Source organism: Calditrichia bacterium (genome assembly GCA_020634975.1).
Lineage (GTDB): Bacteria > Calditrichota > Calditrichia > RBG-13-44-9 > J075 > JACKAQ01.
On record JACKAQ010000001.1, the window covers coordinates 75,421 to 95,345 of the forward strand.

The window sequence follows — 19,925 nt, forward strand, 5'->3', positions numbered from 1 at the left end:
TTTATTCCGTTGACTTCTGAATTCAGTAATTTCGCATCAATGTTGTTCATTTTTTTCTCAAAAAGGTTATGATTGTGTTAGCGTTTTTATCGTTTCCAACACTTCGGCGGCATGACCTTCCGGCTTAACTTTTTCCCAACCTTGGCGAACGATGCCATTCGGATCAATTAAAACGGTCGATCGCACGACACCCATATATCTGTTGCCAAACATCGATTTTTCCTGCCAAACGCCATATTTTTCCAGCATTTCGTGGCTTTCATCGCTCAACAACATCACTTTGAGATCGTATTTTTTGATGAAATTGGTATGCTTCCGGCAACTATCTGGGCTAACGCCGATCACAACGGCGTTTAATGTTGCGAAATCCGGAAGCGCCGCGCTGAACTCTTGTGCTTCGAGCGTGCATCCTGACGTGTTATCTTTGGGATAAAAATACAGCACCACCCATTTGCCGCTAAAATCAGACAGCTGGACGGGCGAATTGTTCGCATCCGGTATGGTGAACGCAGGTGCCGGCTGATTAATTTTGGGCAGAAATTCCATGGTAAACCTCCTCAGAATCATAGTTTGATAATAAACACCAGAACTCAAACTATCGTTGGAAACCAACGATGTCAAGCCATTTCAAAAGTGAGCATTTTCGTTTGGAACCGTTAGCGAATAGCCAATTTTCCTTTGACATTTTGTTCATTTTGACATACATTATTTTTCCGATTTTTGAAACAATCTAAAAGCAATTTTACTTTTTTTCCTGACTGACAGCTCCCATTTACAACGCATGCATTCAGTCAAAAATTGAACACTAACCAAATAACCGGCACTTACGTAATCCAATATGAATCGTGAAAATTTGTTCAAAACACTCATAGAAGATAAATTAACGTACAGCAACTTAATTGATTCTGCATCGGAAGGCATTATCATTACAGATGCTAAAGGTGCAATAATATTGGTTAATCGTCGCGCTGGCGAAATGTTCGGTTATTCACAAAATGAGCTGATTGGCAAATCCCTGGAAATTTTAATACCGCAGCGGTTTCGCAATCACCACGAATCGCATCGCACAAACTACCTGAAATCGCCTAGCCGCCGAATAATGGGTGTCGGGCGTGATTTGGTGGGTTTGCGAAAAGACAAATCGGAATTTCCCATTGAAGCCAGCCTCAGCCCGATCAAAACGGACGAAGGCGTTTTTGTCCTCAGTTTTATTATTGATATCACCCTTCGCAAAGAAACCGAAAAAGCGCTTGAGCGCGAAAAAATCCGTATTCAGGAATATCTGGATATCGCAGGTGTTATTTTGATGGTTATCAATAAAGATGAAACCATCGGAATGATCAATAAACGCGGCTGCGCAATTGTCGGATATGACGAAAAAGAGTTGATCGGACAAAACTGGTTTGACAAATGTATTCCGGAAAACAAACGGGATTTTATCCGAAATCACTACCGGAAAATATTAACCGATAACCGGGCGACAAATGAATCTTTCGATCATTTAATCAAAACGCGATCCGGTGAAGAGCGGATTATCAGTTGGCGCAACGTGTTGTTAAGAGATGATCATCAGAAAGTTACCGGAATCCTTTGCTCCGGCGAAGACATCACCGAGCAGGTAAAAGCACAAAGGCAGGCAAAATTGCACCAGCAACAGCTTGCCCAGGCAGACAAAATGGCTACTTTGGGCATTCTCGTTTCCGGCGTTGCCCACGAAATAAATAATCCGACCAGTTTTATCATGCTCAATGGTAAAATATTCTCAAAAGTATGGAACGACATCGCGCCGATATTGGAATCGCATTACGAAAACGAGGGCGATTTTGTGATTGCCGGGATGCCGTTCAGCCGGGCATATGAGAAAATTTCTCGCTTAATTGACGGTGTTTCGGAGGGCGCGAAACGCATCGAAAGGATTATTCGCAGCCTGAAAGATTTTGCGAGGCAAGACAGCGGCGAGCTAAACGAAAGCGTAAATATCAACGAAGTTATTGAATCTGCCATCATAATTGTTCATAATTTGATCAAAAAAACAACCGATGATTTTGCATTTATTCCCGGAGAGCAGCTCCCGCAAATTCGCGGTAACTCTCAGCAATTAGAACAAGTTATCATCAATTTATTGACCAACGCCTGTCAATCACTAACCGAAAATCAGCAAAAACTGAACATTACCACAAAATTTCACCCGAAAGATTTAATCGTCAGCATTTGTGTTCGCGATGAAGGCACCGGTATTTCACAGGAAAACCTTGCCCATATTACAGATCCGTTTTTTACCACCAAACAATCATCCGGCGGAACTGGTCTGGGGCTATCAATTTGTTATAATATTGTGAAAACTCATGGCGGTACATTAAATTTCCAATCTGAATTGAATAAAGGAACCAAGGTAACCGTAAAATTGCCCGTTCATCCGGGCGAAAAAACCGGAGATATGACCAAAACTGACGCTTCCGTAACGGCTGAAAAAAGTTAGAAACCATTGACAACATTATGAAAAAACAACCCTATCCGCATCAACCCGTTTTGTTAATTGATGACGAAACCCAGTTTTTGGAAAGCGCCGAATTTACGCTAAATTCCCAGGGCATCGATAACACATACACCTGCTCCGACAGCCGGAAAGCAATCGAAATGATCGCCAGGCTGCGCCCTTCCATCGTATTGTTAGATTTAACCATGCCGTATGTGAAAGGCTGGGAATTGCTGCCGCAAGTCGTTACAGATTTTCCGAACACAACCGTCATCATTTTAACGGCGATCAACGAAGTGGATTTGGCAGTGCGCTGCATGAAAGACGGCGCGTTCGATTACATGATAAAACCGGTTGATGACGTGCGGCTGGTAACCACCATCCGCAAAGCGATCGAGTTACGCAGTGTTCAATTCGAAAACCAGATGTTGAAAGATTACCTGCTATCCGATAAACTGGACGATCCGGACGCTTTTTCCGAAATCATCACCCGCAACAAAACCATGCGCCAGATTTTCCAATACGCCGAAGCCATTGCCCGCAGTCCGCTGCCGGTGCTGGTTACCGGCGAAACCGGTGTGGGAAAAGAATTAATTGCCCGGGCCATTCACAAAGTGAGCAAGCGCCACGGCGAATTTGTTCCGGTGAACGTTGCCGGCGTGGACGACAACCTGTTTTCCGATACGCTGTTCGGGCACAAAAAAGGAGCGTTTACCGGCGCGGATTCCGATCGGAAAGGGTTGATTGAACAGGCATCCCGGGGCACGATATTTTTGGATGAAATTGGTGACCTGGCGATGGAATCACAGGTAAAGCTGCTGCGGCTGCTGCAGGAAGGGCGTTATTATCCGATCGGTTCCGATACACCCAAACCGACAGACGCCCGCGTAATTGTCGCAACCAACGCCGATTTGGAAAAAGCTCAGACAACCGGAAAATTCCGTAAAGATTTATTTTATCGTTTACAAACCCACCGGGTGGAGGTGCCGCCATTGCGGCATCGCAAAGAGGATATTCCGATGCTCGTCGATTTTTTCCTCGAAAAATCATCGACCATTTTAGGGAAAGCCACACCTACCCCACCCCGCGAACTGTATCCGCTGTTGGAAACCTATCATTTCCCCGGAAATATTCGCGAATTGGAAAGCCTCATTTTTGATGCTGTCAGCCGGCACAAATCGCATGTGCTGTCTATCGAATCCATCCGCGATAAAATCGGGCACACTATTGAATTTGCCGAGGAAAACCCGGATTTGGTTCCGGTGGATCACCAGATTATTTTTTCCGAACAGTTGCCCACGCTCAAAACCGCCGAAAACATGCTGATTAACGAGGCAATGCGCCGTGCGGACGGCAATCAGGTGATCGCCGCACAAATTCTGGGAATCAGCCGCCGCGCTTTGAACAACCGCCTGAGCCGCTCTAAACGCTAAAACACCGTATTTTCATCGATCAATCAAAACATCTTTTCCGCGATCAATTTGGCACTGGCAAAACCGGTGCCACAAATCGCCTGTTGCACACCTTCCTTCATCCCGGGTAAACCGTTATAAACATTTGCTTTAAGCCCTATTCTATAGTGTTTTTGCTACGAAATGTGGCTACTATTCTCACGATTTTTCCATTACGTATATTCAATAAATACATTTACTTAACGCTACAAATCTATTTTGGCAGGTTATTTGTAGATAGTATCAGAAGCAATAATATTGCAGGAGGAAATCAGTGATGAAGCTTAACAACATTTTAGTGCCGACAGACTTTAGCAAGTTCTCTGACAAAGCTGTCGAAAGTGCATTCCTGATTGCGGCGCAATACAACGCCAAAATAACCTTGCTGCACTCCATTCTGCTGTTTCATGAAGAAGGCGATAACGGATTGCAACTTCATGAATACAGCGAATACATTAAAGAAAAAGAGAATGACTCGCGTCAGTTACTCAAAGCACATTCAGACTCTGCCGAAGAACACGGAGTGAAGCTGGAAACCAAAGTATTGCGCGGATTTTCCGCAGCCGATTCCATTCTGGAATTTGTAAAGGAAAACCCTGTTGATCTTGTAGTAATGGGAACACACGGCAGAACCGGTTTAAAAAAATGGGTATATGGCAGCGTTGCTGAAAAAGTTGTCCGCCTTTCGCCGGTGCCGGTTTTAACCACCCACTATTTTGAAAAACCGTTTCGGATTGACAAAATTCTGGTGCCTGTAGATTTTTCGGATTACTCCAAAAACGCTGTCGAATATGCGAAAGAACTGGCAAATCGTTTCGATGCCGAGTTGGTTTACCTGCATTCGATTTATAACGAATTTCATCCGTCCTATTTTGCCGGCGGCGCGGAAACACTGCTGTCGCTGGATCCGAAATTGAAAGATCGCAGCATGACCCGGCTGAAGGAATTTGCCGGAAACAAACACAAATCAACCTGCCTGATTTTGGAAGGATCGGCCTATCACAACATCGTGGATTATGCAGACAACAACGAAATCGATTTGATTGTGATGGCCACCCGCGGATTAACCGGGCTGGATCATTATCTCATTGGCAGCACAACCGAACGAGTCGTAAGATTAGCAAAAACTCCGGTTTTGACTATCGAAAGAACGAACTGAAAATTTGAGGGGAGCCAAATAATAATGGCTTTCTGGGGGCTATCCGGGGGTTGAAATCGATTTTTGATCCCCGGGTAAATTTACCCGATAGAATGACAATTTATTCAACTAAGGCCGTTTCCGGGAGTTGGTTATGGAAACCATACATGACGCTTTAAAAAAGCATCCCTTTTTATCAGGATTTAGCGATGATATTATCGAAAAACTAATCCCTATTTCCGAACACAAAAATTTTTCTGAAAACGAAATTATTTTTCGGCAAGGCACCAATGCAGACAATTTTTATCTTGTCGAAACCGGTTTGGTCAGTGTCGGGTTCGATCCAAAATTACACAGCCCCGTAAATATCCAACAAATTACCGATGGCGAAGTGCTCGGCTGGTCCTGGCTGATTCCGCCGTATCACTGGCAATTTGATGCAAAGGCAGTGGAAGAGAGTAAAACCATTATGCTAGATGCCGTTAAGCTGCGCCAAATGTTCGAATTTCAGCATGAAATCGGGTATAATTTCAGCCGCAGAATTTTGCAAATTGTATCCAAACGGCTGTCTGCAACCCGTATTCAATTTTGGGATATTTATAAAATGCACTATTTGCTGGAACATAACAATTTGTAGCATAAACCGGCTAAATCACCAGGAGATGTAACATGACTGTAAAAGAGGTCCTCAGCAAACATCCTTTTTTTAAAGAATTTAACGATTCCCAACTCAACAGAATTGCGGAAGGGAGTTCATTTATACAATTTAATGCCGGACAATTTATTTTTAAAGAGGGTGAAGATGCCCGCCAGTTCTATTTGATTTTAAACGGGATGGTTTCGCTGGAAGTTCATGTACCGAATCGCGGACCGGTAAATATTGAACGCATTGATGCACAGGATGTTTTGGGATGGTCCTGGCTGTATCCGCCGCATCGCTGGCATTTTGATGCCCGCGCAGAAGAAGAAATCACGGCATTGAACATCGATGGCAAATTTTTGCTGAAAATGATCGAGGAAGATCACGAAATTGGTTTTAACGTGATGCGACGTATTGCAATGGTGATGGAACATCGCCTGCAATCTACCCGCCTGAAATTGATGCAAGTTTACGATATTTATAAAGAACCGGTGCTCGAGCGCCAAAAATGGCAATCTCTCCTTTAGTGTTTCCATACAATTAGGGTTTAGGGTTTAATTGGCTGAAGGGTTAATAACATAAAAAACCCGCTTTGAAAAAAGCGGGTTTTTTTATTGCAAGCTTATTGTTTCGGTTATTAGCTGTTGATAATCTGACGCAAAACGGTTTGCAAAATCCCGCCGTTGCGATAATAATCAACTTCAACATCCGTATCCAAACGGGCAAGCACCTGGAATTTTTTCACCGAACCATTTTCCGCCGTTGCGGTTACGTTCAGTTTTTTGGCGGGTGCGAGATCATCGGAAATACCCGAGATATCAAACGTTTCCCGACCAGTTAACCCCAGACTGGCGTAACTGTCACCGGGCAAAAATTGCAGCGGCAACACGCCCATGCCAATCAGATTGCTTCTGTGGATTCGCTCGTAACTTTCAACCAGCACTGCTTTTACACCCAATAAAAATGTGCCTTTTGCAGCCCAGTCACGGCTGGATCCGGTGCCGTATTCTTTTCCGGCGATCACGATTAGCGGCGTGCCATCCTGTTGATAGCGCACTGCAGCATCGTAAATAAACATCTGCTCGCCATTCGGGAAATACACGGTGTAACCGCCTTCCACGCCGTCCAGCAACTGGTTTTTGATGCGAATATTGGCAAACGTGCCGCGCACCATTACTTCGTGATTGCCCCGACGAGAGCCGAATGAATTGAAATCTTTCCATTCAACACCGTTGGCTTCCAGATATCGGGCGGCGGGGCTATTTTTGGCGATGGCGCCTGCCGGCGAAATGTGGTCTGTGGTAACTGAATCGCCGAGTAATGCGAGCACTCGTGCGCCTTTAATGTCTTCCGGGTTTTCCGGTTTCAACGGCATATTGTCAAAAAAAGTGGGTTTACGAATATAGGTCGAATCTTCTTCCCAATGATAAATTTGGCTTTTGCCGTTCCGCAACGAGCGCCAGTTTTCATCACCATCGTAAACTGCGCCATATTTTTCGTTGAACATTTCCGGCGAGAGCGATCTTTCCACCGCTTCGCGAACTTCTTTCAGGGTTGGCCAAATGTCTTTCAAATAAACCGGGTTTCCATTTTGGTCGTTGCCGAGCGGTTCGGTAGCGAAATCGAAATCGACTTTTCCGGCGAGTGCGTATGCAACAACCAACGGCGGTGATGCCAGATAATTGGCGCGAACCGTCGGGTGAACACGTCCCTCAAAGTTCCGGTTACCGGAGAGAACGGAGCAGGCAACCAGATCGCCTTCGCGGATGGCTGCGTCAATTTCTTCCGGCAGCGGACCGCTGTTTCCGATACAGGTTGTGCAACCAAACCCAACCAGGTTAAATCGCTGTGCGCGAAGTGCGTCCATCAATCCGGCGCGTTCCAGATATTCCGGCACCACTTGCGAACCGGGTGCGAGGCTGGTTTTTACCCACGGTTTGGATGTGATGCCTTTATCCAACGCTTTTTTGGCAACCAATCCGGCTGCCACCATTACTGTCGGGTTCGAGGTGTTGGTGCAGCTTGTAATTGCAGCAATAACGACAGATCCGTTTTTCAGATCAAACGATTCGCCATGATATTTGCTGCTAACGGCTGTATCGCGTTGCGATTTCACCTGCGATTTATACAACTTTTCGAACGATTCTTCAAATGCGGGTTTCATGTTGCTGAGCAACACGCGATCCTGCGGACGTTTCGGTCCGGCGAGGCTCGGCTTAACTTCGCTCATATCCAGTTCCAGCGTGTCTGTGTAAACCGGATCGGGAATTTCATCGGTGCGATACATGCCCTGAGCTTTTGCGTAAGCTTCGACCAGATTAATTTGCGCTTCCGGGCGACCGGTGAGCCGCAAATAGTCCAGCGTCATTTGGTCGATCGGGAAAAAGCCCATCGTCGCGCCGTATTCCGGTGCCATATTGGCAATTGTCGCGCGATCGGCTAACGCCATATTTCTCAATCCTTTGCCGTAGAATTCCACAAATTTTCCGACCACGCCTTTTTTGCGGAGCATTTCTGTGACGGTCAAAACGAGGTCTGTGGCGGTTGCGCCTTCCGGCAATTCGCCGGTTAATTTGAAACCGACAACTTCGGGAAGCAACATATAGTATGGCTGTCCGAGCATCACGGCTTCGGCTTCGATGCCGCCAACGCCCCAACCGAGTACGCTCAATCCGTTGATCATCGTGGTGTGCGAATCGGTGCCAACCAGCGTGTCCGGATATGCGACGGTTTTACCGTCCACTTCTTTCGTCATCACTACGCTGGCGAGGAATTCCAGATTCACCTGATGCACAATACCGGTTCCCGGCGGCACAACGCTGAAATTCTGGAAACTGCCCTGCGCCCAGCGCATGACAGAATAGCGTTCTTTGTTGCGTTCAAATTCTTTTTCGGTGTTGATCAGATACGATTCGTCAACCCCAAAAGAGTCAACCTGAACGGAGTGGTCGATCACCAGATCGGCCTGAACAATCGGGTTGATTCGCGAGGGATCCCCATTGAGGTCGTTAACGGCATCGCGCATAACCGCGAGATCGACAACCGCCGGAACACCGGTGAAATCCTGCAATACCACCCGCGCCGGCATATACGGCACTTCTTTGGCTGGTACTTTGTCGGCACGATAGGATTGGACCGTTTCAATATCTTCTTTTTTTACCAGACGTCCGTCTTCGTTTCGCAGCATGTTTTCGAGCAACACCCGGATTGAAACGGGCATTTTTGCCAGATCGACGCCACTTTGTGCTGCCAGTTTTTTCAGGCTGCAAAAATGATATGTTTTGTTTCCAACCTTGAGTTGATCTAACACCCCAAAGCTATCTTTGGAAATCGCCATAAGTAATCGCTCCTCATTTTTCTGTTGATCGGTTAGCATTAAAGATAATAATTTTTGCATGTGAATGGAAGTGGTTTTATCTGTTTTGAGCGTTGTTCCGACTAACGTTTGCGATAAATAAAACCTGATTTTCCTCTCCCGGGCATTCATATTCCTAACCATCACAATTTTTGTTTTTTAGCGGAAAGTGAAGTTATTCCTTTACAAAAAATTTAATCAATTGCAACAAAACTACGATTATTTATATGCTATCAATTACCAAAAGGAGCTTGGATTTATGAAGGTGAACATCAAAACGAAAATTATAATTTTTGCATCAGCAATTGGGATTTTACCGGCTGTTATTATCACCCTGATGATTTATTCCCAAAAAAATGATGTATTTGACAATCTGAACAATGAGATTGGCAAATTCTCAAAAGAGAACATCACCCAAATCAGTAAAGATGTTTACAATCTTTGTGAAACAGCTTATACGCTAATTCAACAACAATTGACAGCAAGTTTGCTGGTCAGTGAAAATGTGTTGAAAAATAGCGGAGGTATCCGGCTTTCGAACGAACGAATTTCCTGGACGGCAGTCAACCAGTTCACAAAAAACGAATCGCAAATTCTGTTGCCCAAAATGCTGGCCGGCTCAAAATGGCTTGGCCAGATCAACCAATTGAGCACCCCTGTTGCAGTGGTTGACGAAGTGAAGAAAATGGTTGGTGGTACCTGCACTATTTTTCAACGTATGAATGACCGGGGCGATATGCTGCGCGTTGCCACGAATGTGGAAAAACTGGATAAAACCCGGGCGATCGGCACGTTTATACCGGCGGTAAATCCGGACGGGCAGGCAAATCCGGTAATCTCAACGATTATGCGTGGCGAAACATTTTACGGACGTGCATATGTTGTAAACGCCTGGTATCAAACCGCTTATAAACCGTTGTTCGACACTGCCGGCGAAATCATCGGAATTATTTATGTTGGTATCAAACAGGAATCGGTGGAAAGCCTGAGGAATGGCATTATGGACATCGTCGTCGGGAAATCCGGCTATGTCTATGTTTTGGGTGGAAAAGGGAATCATCGCGGGCACTATATTTTGTCGAAAAATGGCGAACGCGACGGCGAAGATATTTGGGAAGCAAAAGATAGCGACGGCAATTTTTTCATTCAATCGATCATTAACAAATCTGTTCAGCTAAAACCGGGCGAAGTTGCAATGGAGCAATATCCCTGGAAAAATATTGGCGAAGCCGAACCCCGGATGAAAATTGCGGCGCTTACCTATTTTGAGCCGTGGGATTGGGTGATCGGCGCCAGCACATACGAAGACGATTACTCACATTCCCGCACAGTTATCGACGAAGTGCTTTCCGGACTGACAACATACGCGATAATTATCAGTTTTATTATGCTCACGATTGCGGTCATTTTATCCATCGCGCTCGGTAACAAAATTGGCAAACCGATACAGGAAATTTCCAACGCTGCGCGGCAAGTTGCCGAAGGCGATTTGAGCCAAAAACTCAATATTGTTCTGGATGACGAAATCGGTTTTCTCGCCAGATCTTTTAACCGGATGGTTGAAAATCTGCAAAAACTGATGGAAGAAGTAAACGCAAAAAATGAAGCATCCAAAGAAGCCGCGCAAGCTGCAGAAGCCGCAAAAGAAGCGGCAGAAAAGCAACACGAATATCTCTCCGAAAGTGTGGAAAATATTCTGGCGCAAATGGATAAATTTGCCGATGGCGACCTCACCGTAAATCTGCCAGTTTCTCGGAAAGACGAGATCGGGCGATTGAGCGACGGTTTCAACCGATCCATCGAAAATATCCGCAAAATGATGAAACAGATGCAAATCGCCGTTCAAACGACTTCCAGCGCATCAACAGAGCTGAATTTGCTCAGCCAGGAGCTCGCGAAAGCAGCGGATATGCAAACCGACCAAACCCACGATGTTTCAGTAGCCATCGAACAAATGACCCAAACAATTGTTGAAAATGCCAAAAATGCCACCCGTTCCGCCGATGTTGCAAAAGAAAATGGGTTGCTCGCCCGACGCGGCGGCGAAGTGGTTGAGGAAACCGTTCAAAAAATGTCGGAAATTGCCGGAATTGTGAAAGCTTCCGTTAAATCTGTGGAGAAATTGGGACAATCCGGCACACAGATTGGTGAAATTGTTTCGGTGATTGACGAAATTGCCGACCAAACCAATTTGCTGGCGCTAAATGCAGCCATCGAAGCTGCCCGCGCAGGCGACCAGGGAAAAGGTTTTGCAGTTGTCGCAGACGAAGTGCGCAAACTGGCGGAACGCACCACCCGCGCTACCAAAGAGATTGCCGATAAAATTTCCAAAATTCAGAGCGAAACACTTGAAGTAGTGGATGCGATGAAAAAAGGTGAATTTGAGGTCAATAACGGCATTTCTCTCGCCGGGAACGCCGGTGAAGCGTTGGGAAAAATAGTAAAAAGCGCCAACGATTTTATCGATATGGTGAGCCATATTGCCGCGGCAAATGAGGAACAATCGACCACCAGTGAGCAAATCAGCCGCAGTATTGATCAAATCAAACAGATTTCAAATGAATCGCAGCAAAGCGTTTACAACGTTTCGAAAAACAGCAACCGGTTGAATGAATTGACCGGAGAATTGAGCAAAGCGCTGGATAAATTTGTGATCGATCAAAACCGGCAAATTGCAGCCAAGAACAGTGAAACTGTGACTTTTTAAATCACTGTTTTTGTTATATTTAAACGACTTCAACTTACGCTCCGAAAACCGCCAGACAGGTAGCAACATCCGAAAAATCTGCTAAAAGCGCATCAGGTTGGTGCGCTTTTAATGTATCGAAATCAGCGCCGCCGGTGGCAACGGCCAACGTGCGGAATCCGTTGATTTTTCCACATTCGATATCGCGGGGCGTATCGCCGATCACCCAAATATCGCGGTTGTCAAACTGCATCCGGGTGTGCGCCTTCGCCCGCTCAACGGCGAGTGGCGGTAACAAATTTCGTTGGATGGCATCATCGCCAAATGCGCCAAACTGAAAATGCTCGAACAGCCGCACAGCACCCAATTTTTGAGCCGCACCGGATCGAATATTTCCGGTAACCAGTCCGCAATAAAAGCCATTTTCGCGCGTTTTGGCGAGCAATTCTTCAACACCGGGCAGCACGGCAACCGAGCCGTTCCGGGACAATTCTTCGGACAAACATATCGTATATTTTTCCAGAATCTGGTCAATATGCGTCACTTCTTCCGTTTCCGGAAATCCGTTTTCGCGGAGCAATTCCTGCAAAATCCAGCGATCGGTCATTCCCGCAAATCGCAAAAAATCGTGACGCAGCGGTTTTTTCAACACATCGTCTGCGGCGGCGAGCATGGCACGTTTTCCGGCACCGCCGCAGCTCACCAGCGTTCCGTCGATATCAAAAAGCAGTAATTTTGGCGAATGCGTCATAATCCCTTCCATTGTTTTCGCCCGATAAAATACACTTTTTCGTCTGCATCTGGCAATAAAACTGAATTTTTTTGACATTTATTCGTTTCAATTATTGGATAATTTCCCGGCTTTTGGTAAACTCTGCCATCCATTACGGACAAATCAGAACAGATCCAACATAGCTTGAAAAGGTAACAGCGATGAACAGAACCATCGTTATTCTGTTATTTATGTGCAGCGCATTGTTCGGGCAAATTCGCATTACGGAAGTCATGTTCGACCCCGTTGGCGCAGAGCGAACCGATGAATTTGTGGAATTATTCAACGCAGGAACGACTGCAGTAAATCTCGAAGGCTGGTTTATCGGCGATAGTGTTTCGGTTGATTTGCTCGTTTCGCTGCCGGGATTCGGGTTTACTTTGCAGCCCGAGCAATTTGCCGTGATCCTGGACCCGGATTACATCGCAGATTCATCGCTGACATACGAAGGCATCATCCCCGCGGCGGCGTTACGGCTCACATTTGAAACCGCCACATTCGGCTCGAACGGGCTTTCCAATAGCGCACCGGAAACGGTGGTGTTGCTCAACGCCCTTTCCGACACGATCGATGCGTATCGATACAGCACAGATAATTCGCCCGGCTTCAGCGATGAGCGGCGAAACCCGCTTTCCAACGAATGGGAAAACTCGCGCAGCTTGCACGGAACGCCCGGAACAACAAATTCTGTCAGCCCGAAAGCGATCGATCTTGCGCTCACACGGTTCGATTTTCAAACCGGCGATTTTGTGCAGGGGCTCGATTTTCCGTTCACTGTCCGGGTGAAGAATTTGGGTGAACAAATAATTGATAATTATACGCTTACATCATTTTTTGACACGAATAAAAATGGCGCCGTTGAGCCGGCGGAAATCGTCGAGAATTATCCGCAATTGCAACCGATTGCCAGCAGCGATTCGGTCGAGCTGAACGGCACTTTTCGCAACATCGGTTTCGGTGAATGGGATTTTGGTGTCGCAGTTTCAACGCCCGGCGATGCGGACAGCAGCAACAATATTATTGTGAAAACCATTTTTGTGGACGATCCCGGCGCGGTGGATCTGGCAATTAATGAAATCCAGTTTGCCCCGGAAACCGGGTTTGACGAATGGGTCGAGTTAGCGAATTTCGGGAACAGCGAGATCAATTTGCGGCGATTGTTTTTTGCGGATTCCCGCGATACCGTTTTGATTTCCGAAGAAGATCGTTGGCTTTCGCCAGGCGAACTGGTTGTGCTCGCCGGTGATTCGGCAGCCGCGTTTCAATACAACTTTCCGGTGGAAAAACTGATCGTCGTTCGCGGATTTCCCAGTTTGAACAACGATATCGAATCGTTGCGATTGCTCGGGCCATCATTCGCGACGTACGATTTTGTGCCGTACACATCAGAATGGTTCGGTCGCGATGTCAATCGCGGTACCACGCTGGAAAAAATTCGCCCCGAATTTAACGGGCAAATTGCCACCAGTTGGGCGGCATCTGTCGCGGCATCCGGCAGCACGCCGGCGGCAACCAATTCGGTGCAAATCGATCTCACTGCAACGGGCGAATCCATCGACTTCTCCCCTAACCCATTCTCCCCGGACAGCGACGGATTTGAAGACTTTTTGATCATTCGCTATCGGCTGGATGTCGCAACGGCTATCGCCAACGTTCGTGTTTTTGATCTGAAAGGCAGGCTGGTCCGGCATATCGCCAATCACGAACCGGTTGGCAGCCAGGGGCAATTTATCTGGGATGGCAAATCGGATGACGGGAGATTAATGCCAATCGGTAGCTATGTTGTATATTTTCAGATGCTTAACACAGAGAAAAGGATAACCCGCGAATTTGTGAAAAGCGTTGTTTTGTTCAAACGGTAGTACGGTTGATTTTGATATTCTACTTTCAATTGCTGCACCTGCGTTGTAATTTTCAAACGATTTAACGACATTTTATTTCACCACATTCAACATGACCGAACCAAACGGAGGATGAAAATTATGGCGAAGAAGGGCTACCGGATCGAGAAAGATTCGATGGGGGAAATGCAGGTACCGGTTGATGCGTATTGGGGCGCACAAACACAACGGGCTGTCGAAAATTTCCCGATCAGCGGGTATCGTTTTCCACGGGCATTTATCCGGGCATTGGGCATGATTAAACACAGCGCCGCCCAAACCAACCTGGATTTGAAACGGCTGGATAAAAAAATTGCCAAAGCAATTATGCAGGCTGCAGAAGAAGTGATGGAAGGCAAGCTGGATGCCCAATTTGTGCTGGATATTTTCCAGACGGGCTCCGGAACATCCACAAACATGAACACCAACGAAGTAATCGCCAACCGCGCCAACGAAATTTTGGGCGGAAAAATCGGCGATCGTTCTCCGATCCACCCGAATGATCACGTTAACAAAGGGCAATCGAGCAACGATGTGATTCCGACAGCCATGCATATCGCCGCGTTGGAAAGCATTGTTACGACACTCATTCCGGCGTTATCAGCGCTCCAAAAAACGTTTGATAAAAAAGCCAAAGAATTTGATAAAATTGTAAAAATCGGGCGAACCCACCTGCAGGATGCCACACCCATCCGGTTGGGACAGGAATTTAGCGGCTATGCCAGCATGCTCAAACACGGCGTAAAACGATTGGAACACACCGGTAAAAACCTGTCCGAATTGGCGATTGGCGGAACGGCTGTCGGCACCGGCATCAACACCCATCCGGACTTCGCCAAAGGCGTTTGCAAACGCGTTTCCGAAACAACCGGCATAAAATTTACCGAAGCGGATAACCATTTCGAAGCACAGGGCGCAAAAGATGCGTATGTGGAAGCCAGCGGTGCATTAAAAACCGTCGCAGTTAGTTTGATGAAAATTGCCAACGACATTCGCTGGTTAGGTTCCGGCCCGCGTTGCGGCATCGGCGAAATTTTGCTACCGGAAGTTCAGCCCGGTTCATCAATTATGCCCGGCAAAGTGAATCCGGTTATCGCCGAAGCAATGTGCATGGTTTGTGCACAGGTAATCGGCAACGATGCTGCCATCGCCGTCGGCGGGATGTTCGGCAATTTTGAACTAAATGTGATGATGCCGGTAATGGCGCACAACATGCTGGAATCGATCACCCTGTTGAGCAACGCCATCAATGTGTTTAACGAGAAATGTGTGTCCGGCATCCGCGCAGATGTTGACCGCAACACCGAAATGATTGAGAAAAGCCTGGCAATGTGCACATCACTCGTGCCGCACATTGGTTACGATCAATCGGCTGCGATTGCCAAAGAAGCATACAAAAAAGGCAAAACGGTGCGGGAAGTTGCCAAAGAGAAACAATTGATTGATGAAAAAACTCTGAATGAAGCACTCGATCCCTGGTCGATGACCGAACCGAGCTAAAAAAGTAGTACAAAAAAAGGGGCTGACGCTCATCCCTGAGTGTTCAGCCCTTTTACATATTTGGTTTTTTACCAACGCCTATACCCAAACCGAACGCACTTCCCTGTGGGTACTGTCGAATATAAATCTCGACGTCAGCACTATTTAGAATCGAACTATTCCGGACAGCCTTTAGCCGATTTTTATTATTTTAAGATATGATCTAGCTAATAATAATCAGCTATGAGCACATCATGCCCGATGTTTTATCGGGCACCTAAACTATTGTAATTTATGGATTCAGGTTTATGGATTGTGGAAAAGAGAAGACCTTATAAAATCTATTTATTGTAAATTAAAATTGTCCTGCTACTTAAGTGGTGGGCTGGATTTTTTGACAGAAAAACAATGTCACATCGCTACTTTCCTGAAATTATACAACCAAAATGACGATATGAGCAAATAAACCAACAATCGCCAACCAACTGAGCATGCGAAACGACGGTGCATATTTTTTTTCTTTATGAGCAGTTTGGCGACTGGTGATCAAAAAACCGGTGAGGAACAGGGTTCCGAGATATAGCATCATCCAGCGTGCTGCTGTCAGTAAATCGGCATCCCAGTTTGGGGAGAATGTAGCATTTAACCATTCACTGGAAATAGATTGTTCGATTGCACTCCCGAAAATGGCAACTATCGTTGCAATCACAACGAAAACCCAGGTGAGAACGCCTGTCATGCGGATCGATTTCGCCCAAAAATCGGGATTAAACCTGCGACGAACTGCAATAATCGAAGAATTCATCATAATATATACCCGTCAAAATACTGAGTTTTGCATAAAATTCCGATTTCATGAAAATATCAACTAATAAAAAGGCTATCCATTTTTTTGGCGTGCGGTTTCTCACATTTCGATAAATAAAATATTGATAATAATCTTACTATTTTTTGGGATATATATCGCATATTATTCACTAAATTCAAATATTTGTCATTTATTATACATTTTTGCAAATGGCGAAATGGCGTAAGTCATAAGGATTCGCGCATGTTTAAATTGCATAACCCTGAATTTACCGGGCTAGTTGGAATCTTTAGAAATTCATTAAAAACACGGAATTTTGCCGTATAATTTAACGGTTGCATTTGCGTTGCAAATCTTTAAATTTGGCCTCGGGTAAATAATGGGGTTTATTAAATGCAGGAACGAATCGAAAAAATTATTGAATTTTTGATAGAAGAAATATTTGTTCGGGAGCGTTCCAAAACGTCGAGTGTTGAAGAATTATCAAAACTCCTGTTAAAAAAAGGCTTCTCTCAAAAAGAAATTCACAGGGCACTTGAACAACTATTACATACATTAGATATGAAAGCATTTCAAGGATGGAAACGCCGTGACCGTTCAACAACGCCGGCACTTAGAATATTAATTCCGGAAGAGCTAAGCTTCTTCTCCAAAGAAGCTTATGGCTATCTGATACAATTACAGGTTTTGGGATTGATCGACGCTTTAAAAGTCGAGCAAATTATCGAGCGCTGCTTTTTGATGGGTATGGGAAAAGTGGGCATCGATGATATTAAAACCGTTGTCAGCCAATTTCTGCTTGGCAAGGAATTGGGAACTTTTGACACAGATGCCGTGTTTTATCCGGGTAACGACAAATTAAATTGAAACGGAATATGAGCGAATCAAACGGTAAAACCTTGGTTGTTGTAGAATCTCCCGCAAAAGCGAAAACAATCAATAAAATATTAGGCAATCAATACAAAGTGACTGCATCTGTCGGGCATATTATCGATCTGCCAAAAAGCAAATTGGGTGTTGATATCGATAATGGATTTGAACCGGAATACACGGCTATCAAAGGTAAAAATGACATTATCAAACAGTTGACATCTGAAGCAAAGTCGGCGAGTAATGTATTGATCGCCACTGACCCTGATCGCGAAGGCGAAGCAATAGCGTATTTTATCGCCGACAGCATAAACAAGGTAAATACCAATATTCGCAGAATTGAATTTAACGAAATTACCAAACCAGCTGTTTTGCGTGCGATCGAAAAGCCACGCGATATTGACATGGATCGCGTGCAGGCACAACAGGCTCGCCGCGTATTGGACCGAATCGTTGGCTATCAGGTCAGCCCGATTTTATGGCGATCCATTCACAAAGGCTTGAGCGCCGGACGTGTTCAGTCGGTCGCTTTACGCCTCATTTGTGAACGCGAAGTTGAGATCGAAGGCTTTGAAGCCATTGAATATTGGAGTGTTACCGCAAATCTTGAAACCGTTTCCAAAGAAAAATTTACTGCAAAGTTGGTGAAAATTGGCGGCAAAACACTAAATCCGGAAAAATTCCGAATCGGCACTCAAGCCGAAGCACAACAACATTACAAAAAACTTCAAAACGCGGAATATCTTGTTGAGAATATTAAACGGGAACAGGTCAAAAAACATTCGCTACCTCCGTTTATTACCAGCACATTGCAGCAAGACGGTGCCCGGCGATACGGCATGAGCACTTCCCGAATTATGCAGGCTGCCCAAAAATTATATGAAGGCATCAGCATTGAAGGCAAAGGCGAAGTTGGTCTGATCACGTACATGCGAACAGACTCTACCCGTATCAGCCCCGAAGCGCTGACGTCGGTTCGTGAATATATTCAGCAAGCTTACGGAGCAGAATATTTACCGGATAAACCCAATTTCTACAAAACGAAAAAAAGCGCTCAGGATGCTCACGAAGCAATTCGTCCAACCTATATCGGCATTGAGTTTGAACCACAACGGCTGAAAAAATATCTCACATCGGATCAATTTAAAATTTACGATTTGATCTGGAAACGGTTTGTTGCATGCCAACTGAAGCCGGCCATTGCCGATCGAATGACAATAGATATCATTGCTGCGAAAGATTACACATTCCGCGCAACCGGCGAGGTGCTGGTTTTTCCCGGTTTTTTATCTGTTTATCAGGAGTCTGCGCCCGATGATGTAAAGAGCGACGATGACGATCAGCAAATCCCCGAAAATCTGCCCAAACAAATTTCTGAAGGTGAAATACTCGATCTTCTTGAATTGCTGCTCAAACAGCATTTCACCAAACCACCGGCAAGATACACAGAGAGTTCGTTGGTCAAAATTCTGGATAAATTGGGAATCGGGCGACCGAGCACCTATTCGTCAATTATCTCCACCTTATTGAACCGGACTTATGTAGAAAAGCAGGATCGGTCATTGGTACCAACTGCTCTGGGAAGAACGGTTAACGAATTGTTAATTAAACACTTCCCTAATATTTTCAACGTTCAGTTTACTGCAGAAATGGAAAATGAGCTGGATAAAATCGAACAACATGAGGCATCCTATCTTGAAACGATGGACAGCTTTTACCAACCGTTTAAACAAACGTTGGATCATGTTAGCGATCAAATTCAAAATATCAAAAAATCGCTGCAAAAAACCAGCGAAGAAATGTGCGACAAATGCGGTAAACCGATGGTGGTAAAGTGGGGACGTAATGGACAGTTCCTGGCTTGCAGTGGTTTTCCCGATTGCAAAAACACCAAACCACTCCCCGAAGAAGTGGAACAAACCGCAACGGACGAAAAATGTGAAAAATGCGGCAGTCCAATGGCAATTCGCAAAGGACGGTATGGCGAATTTCTGGCATGCACGCGTTATCCGGAATGCAAGAATGCCCGACCAATAACAACCGGCGTTACCTGCCCTGTTGATGGCGGCGAAATTGTTCAGCGCACTTCCAAACGCGGCAAAGTATTCTACAGTTGTAATAATTATCCAAAATGCAAATTCGCCCTTTGGAATTTACCCCGTGCAGTCGAGTGCCCAAATTGTCATTATCCGTTAATGGAAGAAAAAACCACGCGCAAAGATGGTATTTTTCTGCAATGCCCGGAATGCAAACATCGCCAGAAAGTTGAATCACCTTCGTGACGGCATTTTTTGCACAATCATCAAGTTTTCTCTTGACTTTTAGTGATCTCCTAATTATGATACAGATGAGTGTTTAATAAAATCATCG

14 protein-coding genes are annotated in these 19,925 nt (G+C 45.4%); 10 read left to right on the top strand and 4 right to left on the bottom strand.

Annotated elements, in window-relative coordinates; translation table 11 throughout:
• Nucleotides 1–66: 66 nt before the first annotated feature.
• Nucleotides 67–546 carry a peroxiredoxin gene (locus tag H6629_00270; GenBank protein ID MCB9066228.1) on the bottom strand — a complete coding sequence of 160 codons (480 nt, stop codon included), beginning with the start codon at nt 544–546 and terminating at the stop codon, nt 67–69.
• 292 nt (nt 547–838) lie between these two features.
• On the opposite strand from H6629_00270, the gene H6629_00275 reads away from it, so the two are divergent.
• The 5 genes from H6629_00275 to H6629_00295 all read left to right on the top strand — a co-directional run bounded on the left by H6629_00275 (nt 839) and on the right by H6629_00295 (nt 6,232).
• The gene (locus tag H6629_00275) at nt 839–2,479 is read left to right on the top strand and encodes a PAS domain S-box protein (GenBank protein ID MCB9066229.1); all 1,641 of its coding nucleotides are present in this window, start codon (nt 839–841) and stop codon (nt 2,477–2,479) included.
• Nucleotides 2,480–2,496: 17 nt separating this feature from the next.
• Nucleotides 2,497–3,909, top strand: coding sequence for a sigma-54-dependent Fis family transcriptional regulator (locus tag H6629_00280; protein MCB9066230.1), 1,413 nt, complete (start codon nt 2,497–2,499; stop codon nt 3,907–3,909).
• A 295-nt stretch (nt 3,910–4,204) separates the two neighbouring features.
• The gene (locus tag H6629_00285) at nt 4,205–5,086 is read left to right on the top strand and encodes a universal stress protein (GenBank protein MCB9066231.1); all 882 of its coding nucleotides are present in this window, start codon (nt 4,205–4,207) and stop codon (nt 5,084–5,086) included.
• 133 nt (nt 5,087–5,219) lie between these two features.
• On the top strand, nt 5,220–5,702 hold the full coding sequence (locus H6629_00290) for a cyclic nucleotide-binding domain-containing protein (protein ID MCB9066232.1): 483 nt from the start codon (nt 5,220–5,222) through the stop codon (nt 5,700–5,702).
• Nucleotides 5,703–5,734: 32 nt separating this feature from the next.
• A complete protein-coding gene (locus H6629_00295; GenBank protein MCB9066233.1) occupies nt 5,735–6,232 on the top strand; it encodes a cyclic nucleotide-binding domain-containing protein in 498 nt (165 codons plus the stop codon).
• Nucleotides 6,233–6,342: 110 nt separating this feature from the next.
• Here H6629_00295 and acnA read toward each other — a convergent pair whose 3' ends face one another.
• Complete coding sequence (gene acnA / locus H6629_00300; GenBank protein MCB9066234.1) at nt 6,343–9,081, bottom strand: aconitate hydratase AcnA; 2,739 nt, start codon at nt 9,079–9,081, stop codon at nt 6,343–6,345.
• A gap of 238 nt (nt 9,082–9,319) precedes the next feature.
• Here acnA and H6629_00305 point away from each other — a divergent pair, with 238 nt between their 5' ends.
• On the top strand, nt 9,320–11,767 hold the full coding sequence (locus H6629_00305) for a Cache 3/Cache 2 fusion domain-containing protein (GenBank protein ID MCB9066235.1): 2,448 nt from the start codon (nt 9,320–9,322) through the stop codon (nt 11,765–11,767).
• 34 nt (nt 11,768–11,801) lie between these two features.
• Here H6629_00305 and H6629_00310 read toward each other — a convergent pair whose 3' ends face one another.
• Complete coding sequence (locus H6629_00310) at nt 11,802–12,497, bottom strand: HAD hydrolase-like protein (protein MCB9066236.1); 696 nt, start codon at nt 12,495–12,497, stop codon at nt 11,802–11,804.
• A 182-nt stretch (nt 12,498–12,679) separates the two neighbouring features.
• Between H6629_00310 and H6629_00315 the strand changes: the two genes are divergently transcribed.
• Both H6629_00315 and H6629_00320 read left to right on the top strand, forming a co-directional pair.
• Nucleotides 12,680–14,380, top strand: a complete 1,701-nt coding sequence (locus tag H6629_00315; GenBank protein ID MCB9066237.1) for a lamin tail domain-containing protein — start codon at nt 12,680–12,682, stop codon at nt 14,378–14,380.
• A 120-nt stretch (nt 14,381–14,500) separates the two neighbouring features.
• The gene (locus tag H6629_00320; protein ID MCB9066238.1) at nt 14,501–15,898 is read left to right on the top strand and encodes a class II fumarate hydratase; all 1,398 of its coding nucleotides are present in this window, start codon (nt 14,501–14,503) and stop codon (nt 15,896–15,898) included.
• A gap of 412 nt (nt 15,899–16,310) precedes the next feature.
• Here H6629_00320 and H6629_00325 read toward each other — a convergent pair whose 3' ends face one another.
• Nucleotides 16,311–16,685 (bottom strand): hypothetical protein, encoded by a 375-nt coding sequence (locus H6629_00325; GenBank protein ID MCB9066239.1) that lies wholly within the window; start codon nt 16,683–16,685, stop codon nt 16,311–16,313.
• 393 nt (nt 16,686–17,078) lie between these two features.
• Between H6629_00325 and H6629_00330 the strand changes: the two genes are divergently transcribed.
• Nucleotides 17,079–17,552, top strand: coding sequence for a DUF494 family protein (locus H6629_00330; protein ID MCB9066240.1), 474 nt, complete (start codon nt 17,079–17,081; stop codon nt 17,550–17,552).
• Between the two features lie 8 nt (nt 17,553–17,560).
• The gene (gene topA / locus H6629_00335) at nt 17,561–19,837 is read left to right on the top strand and encodes a type I DNA topoisomerase (protein ID MCB9066241.1); all 2,277 of its coding nucleotides are present in this window, start codon (nt 17,561–17,563) and stop codon (nt 19,835–19,837) included.
• Nucleotides 19,838–19,925 lie beyond the last annotated feature (88 nt).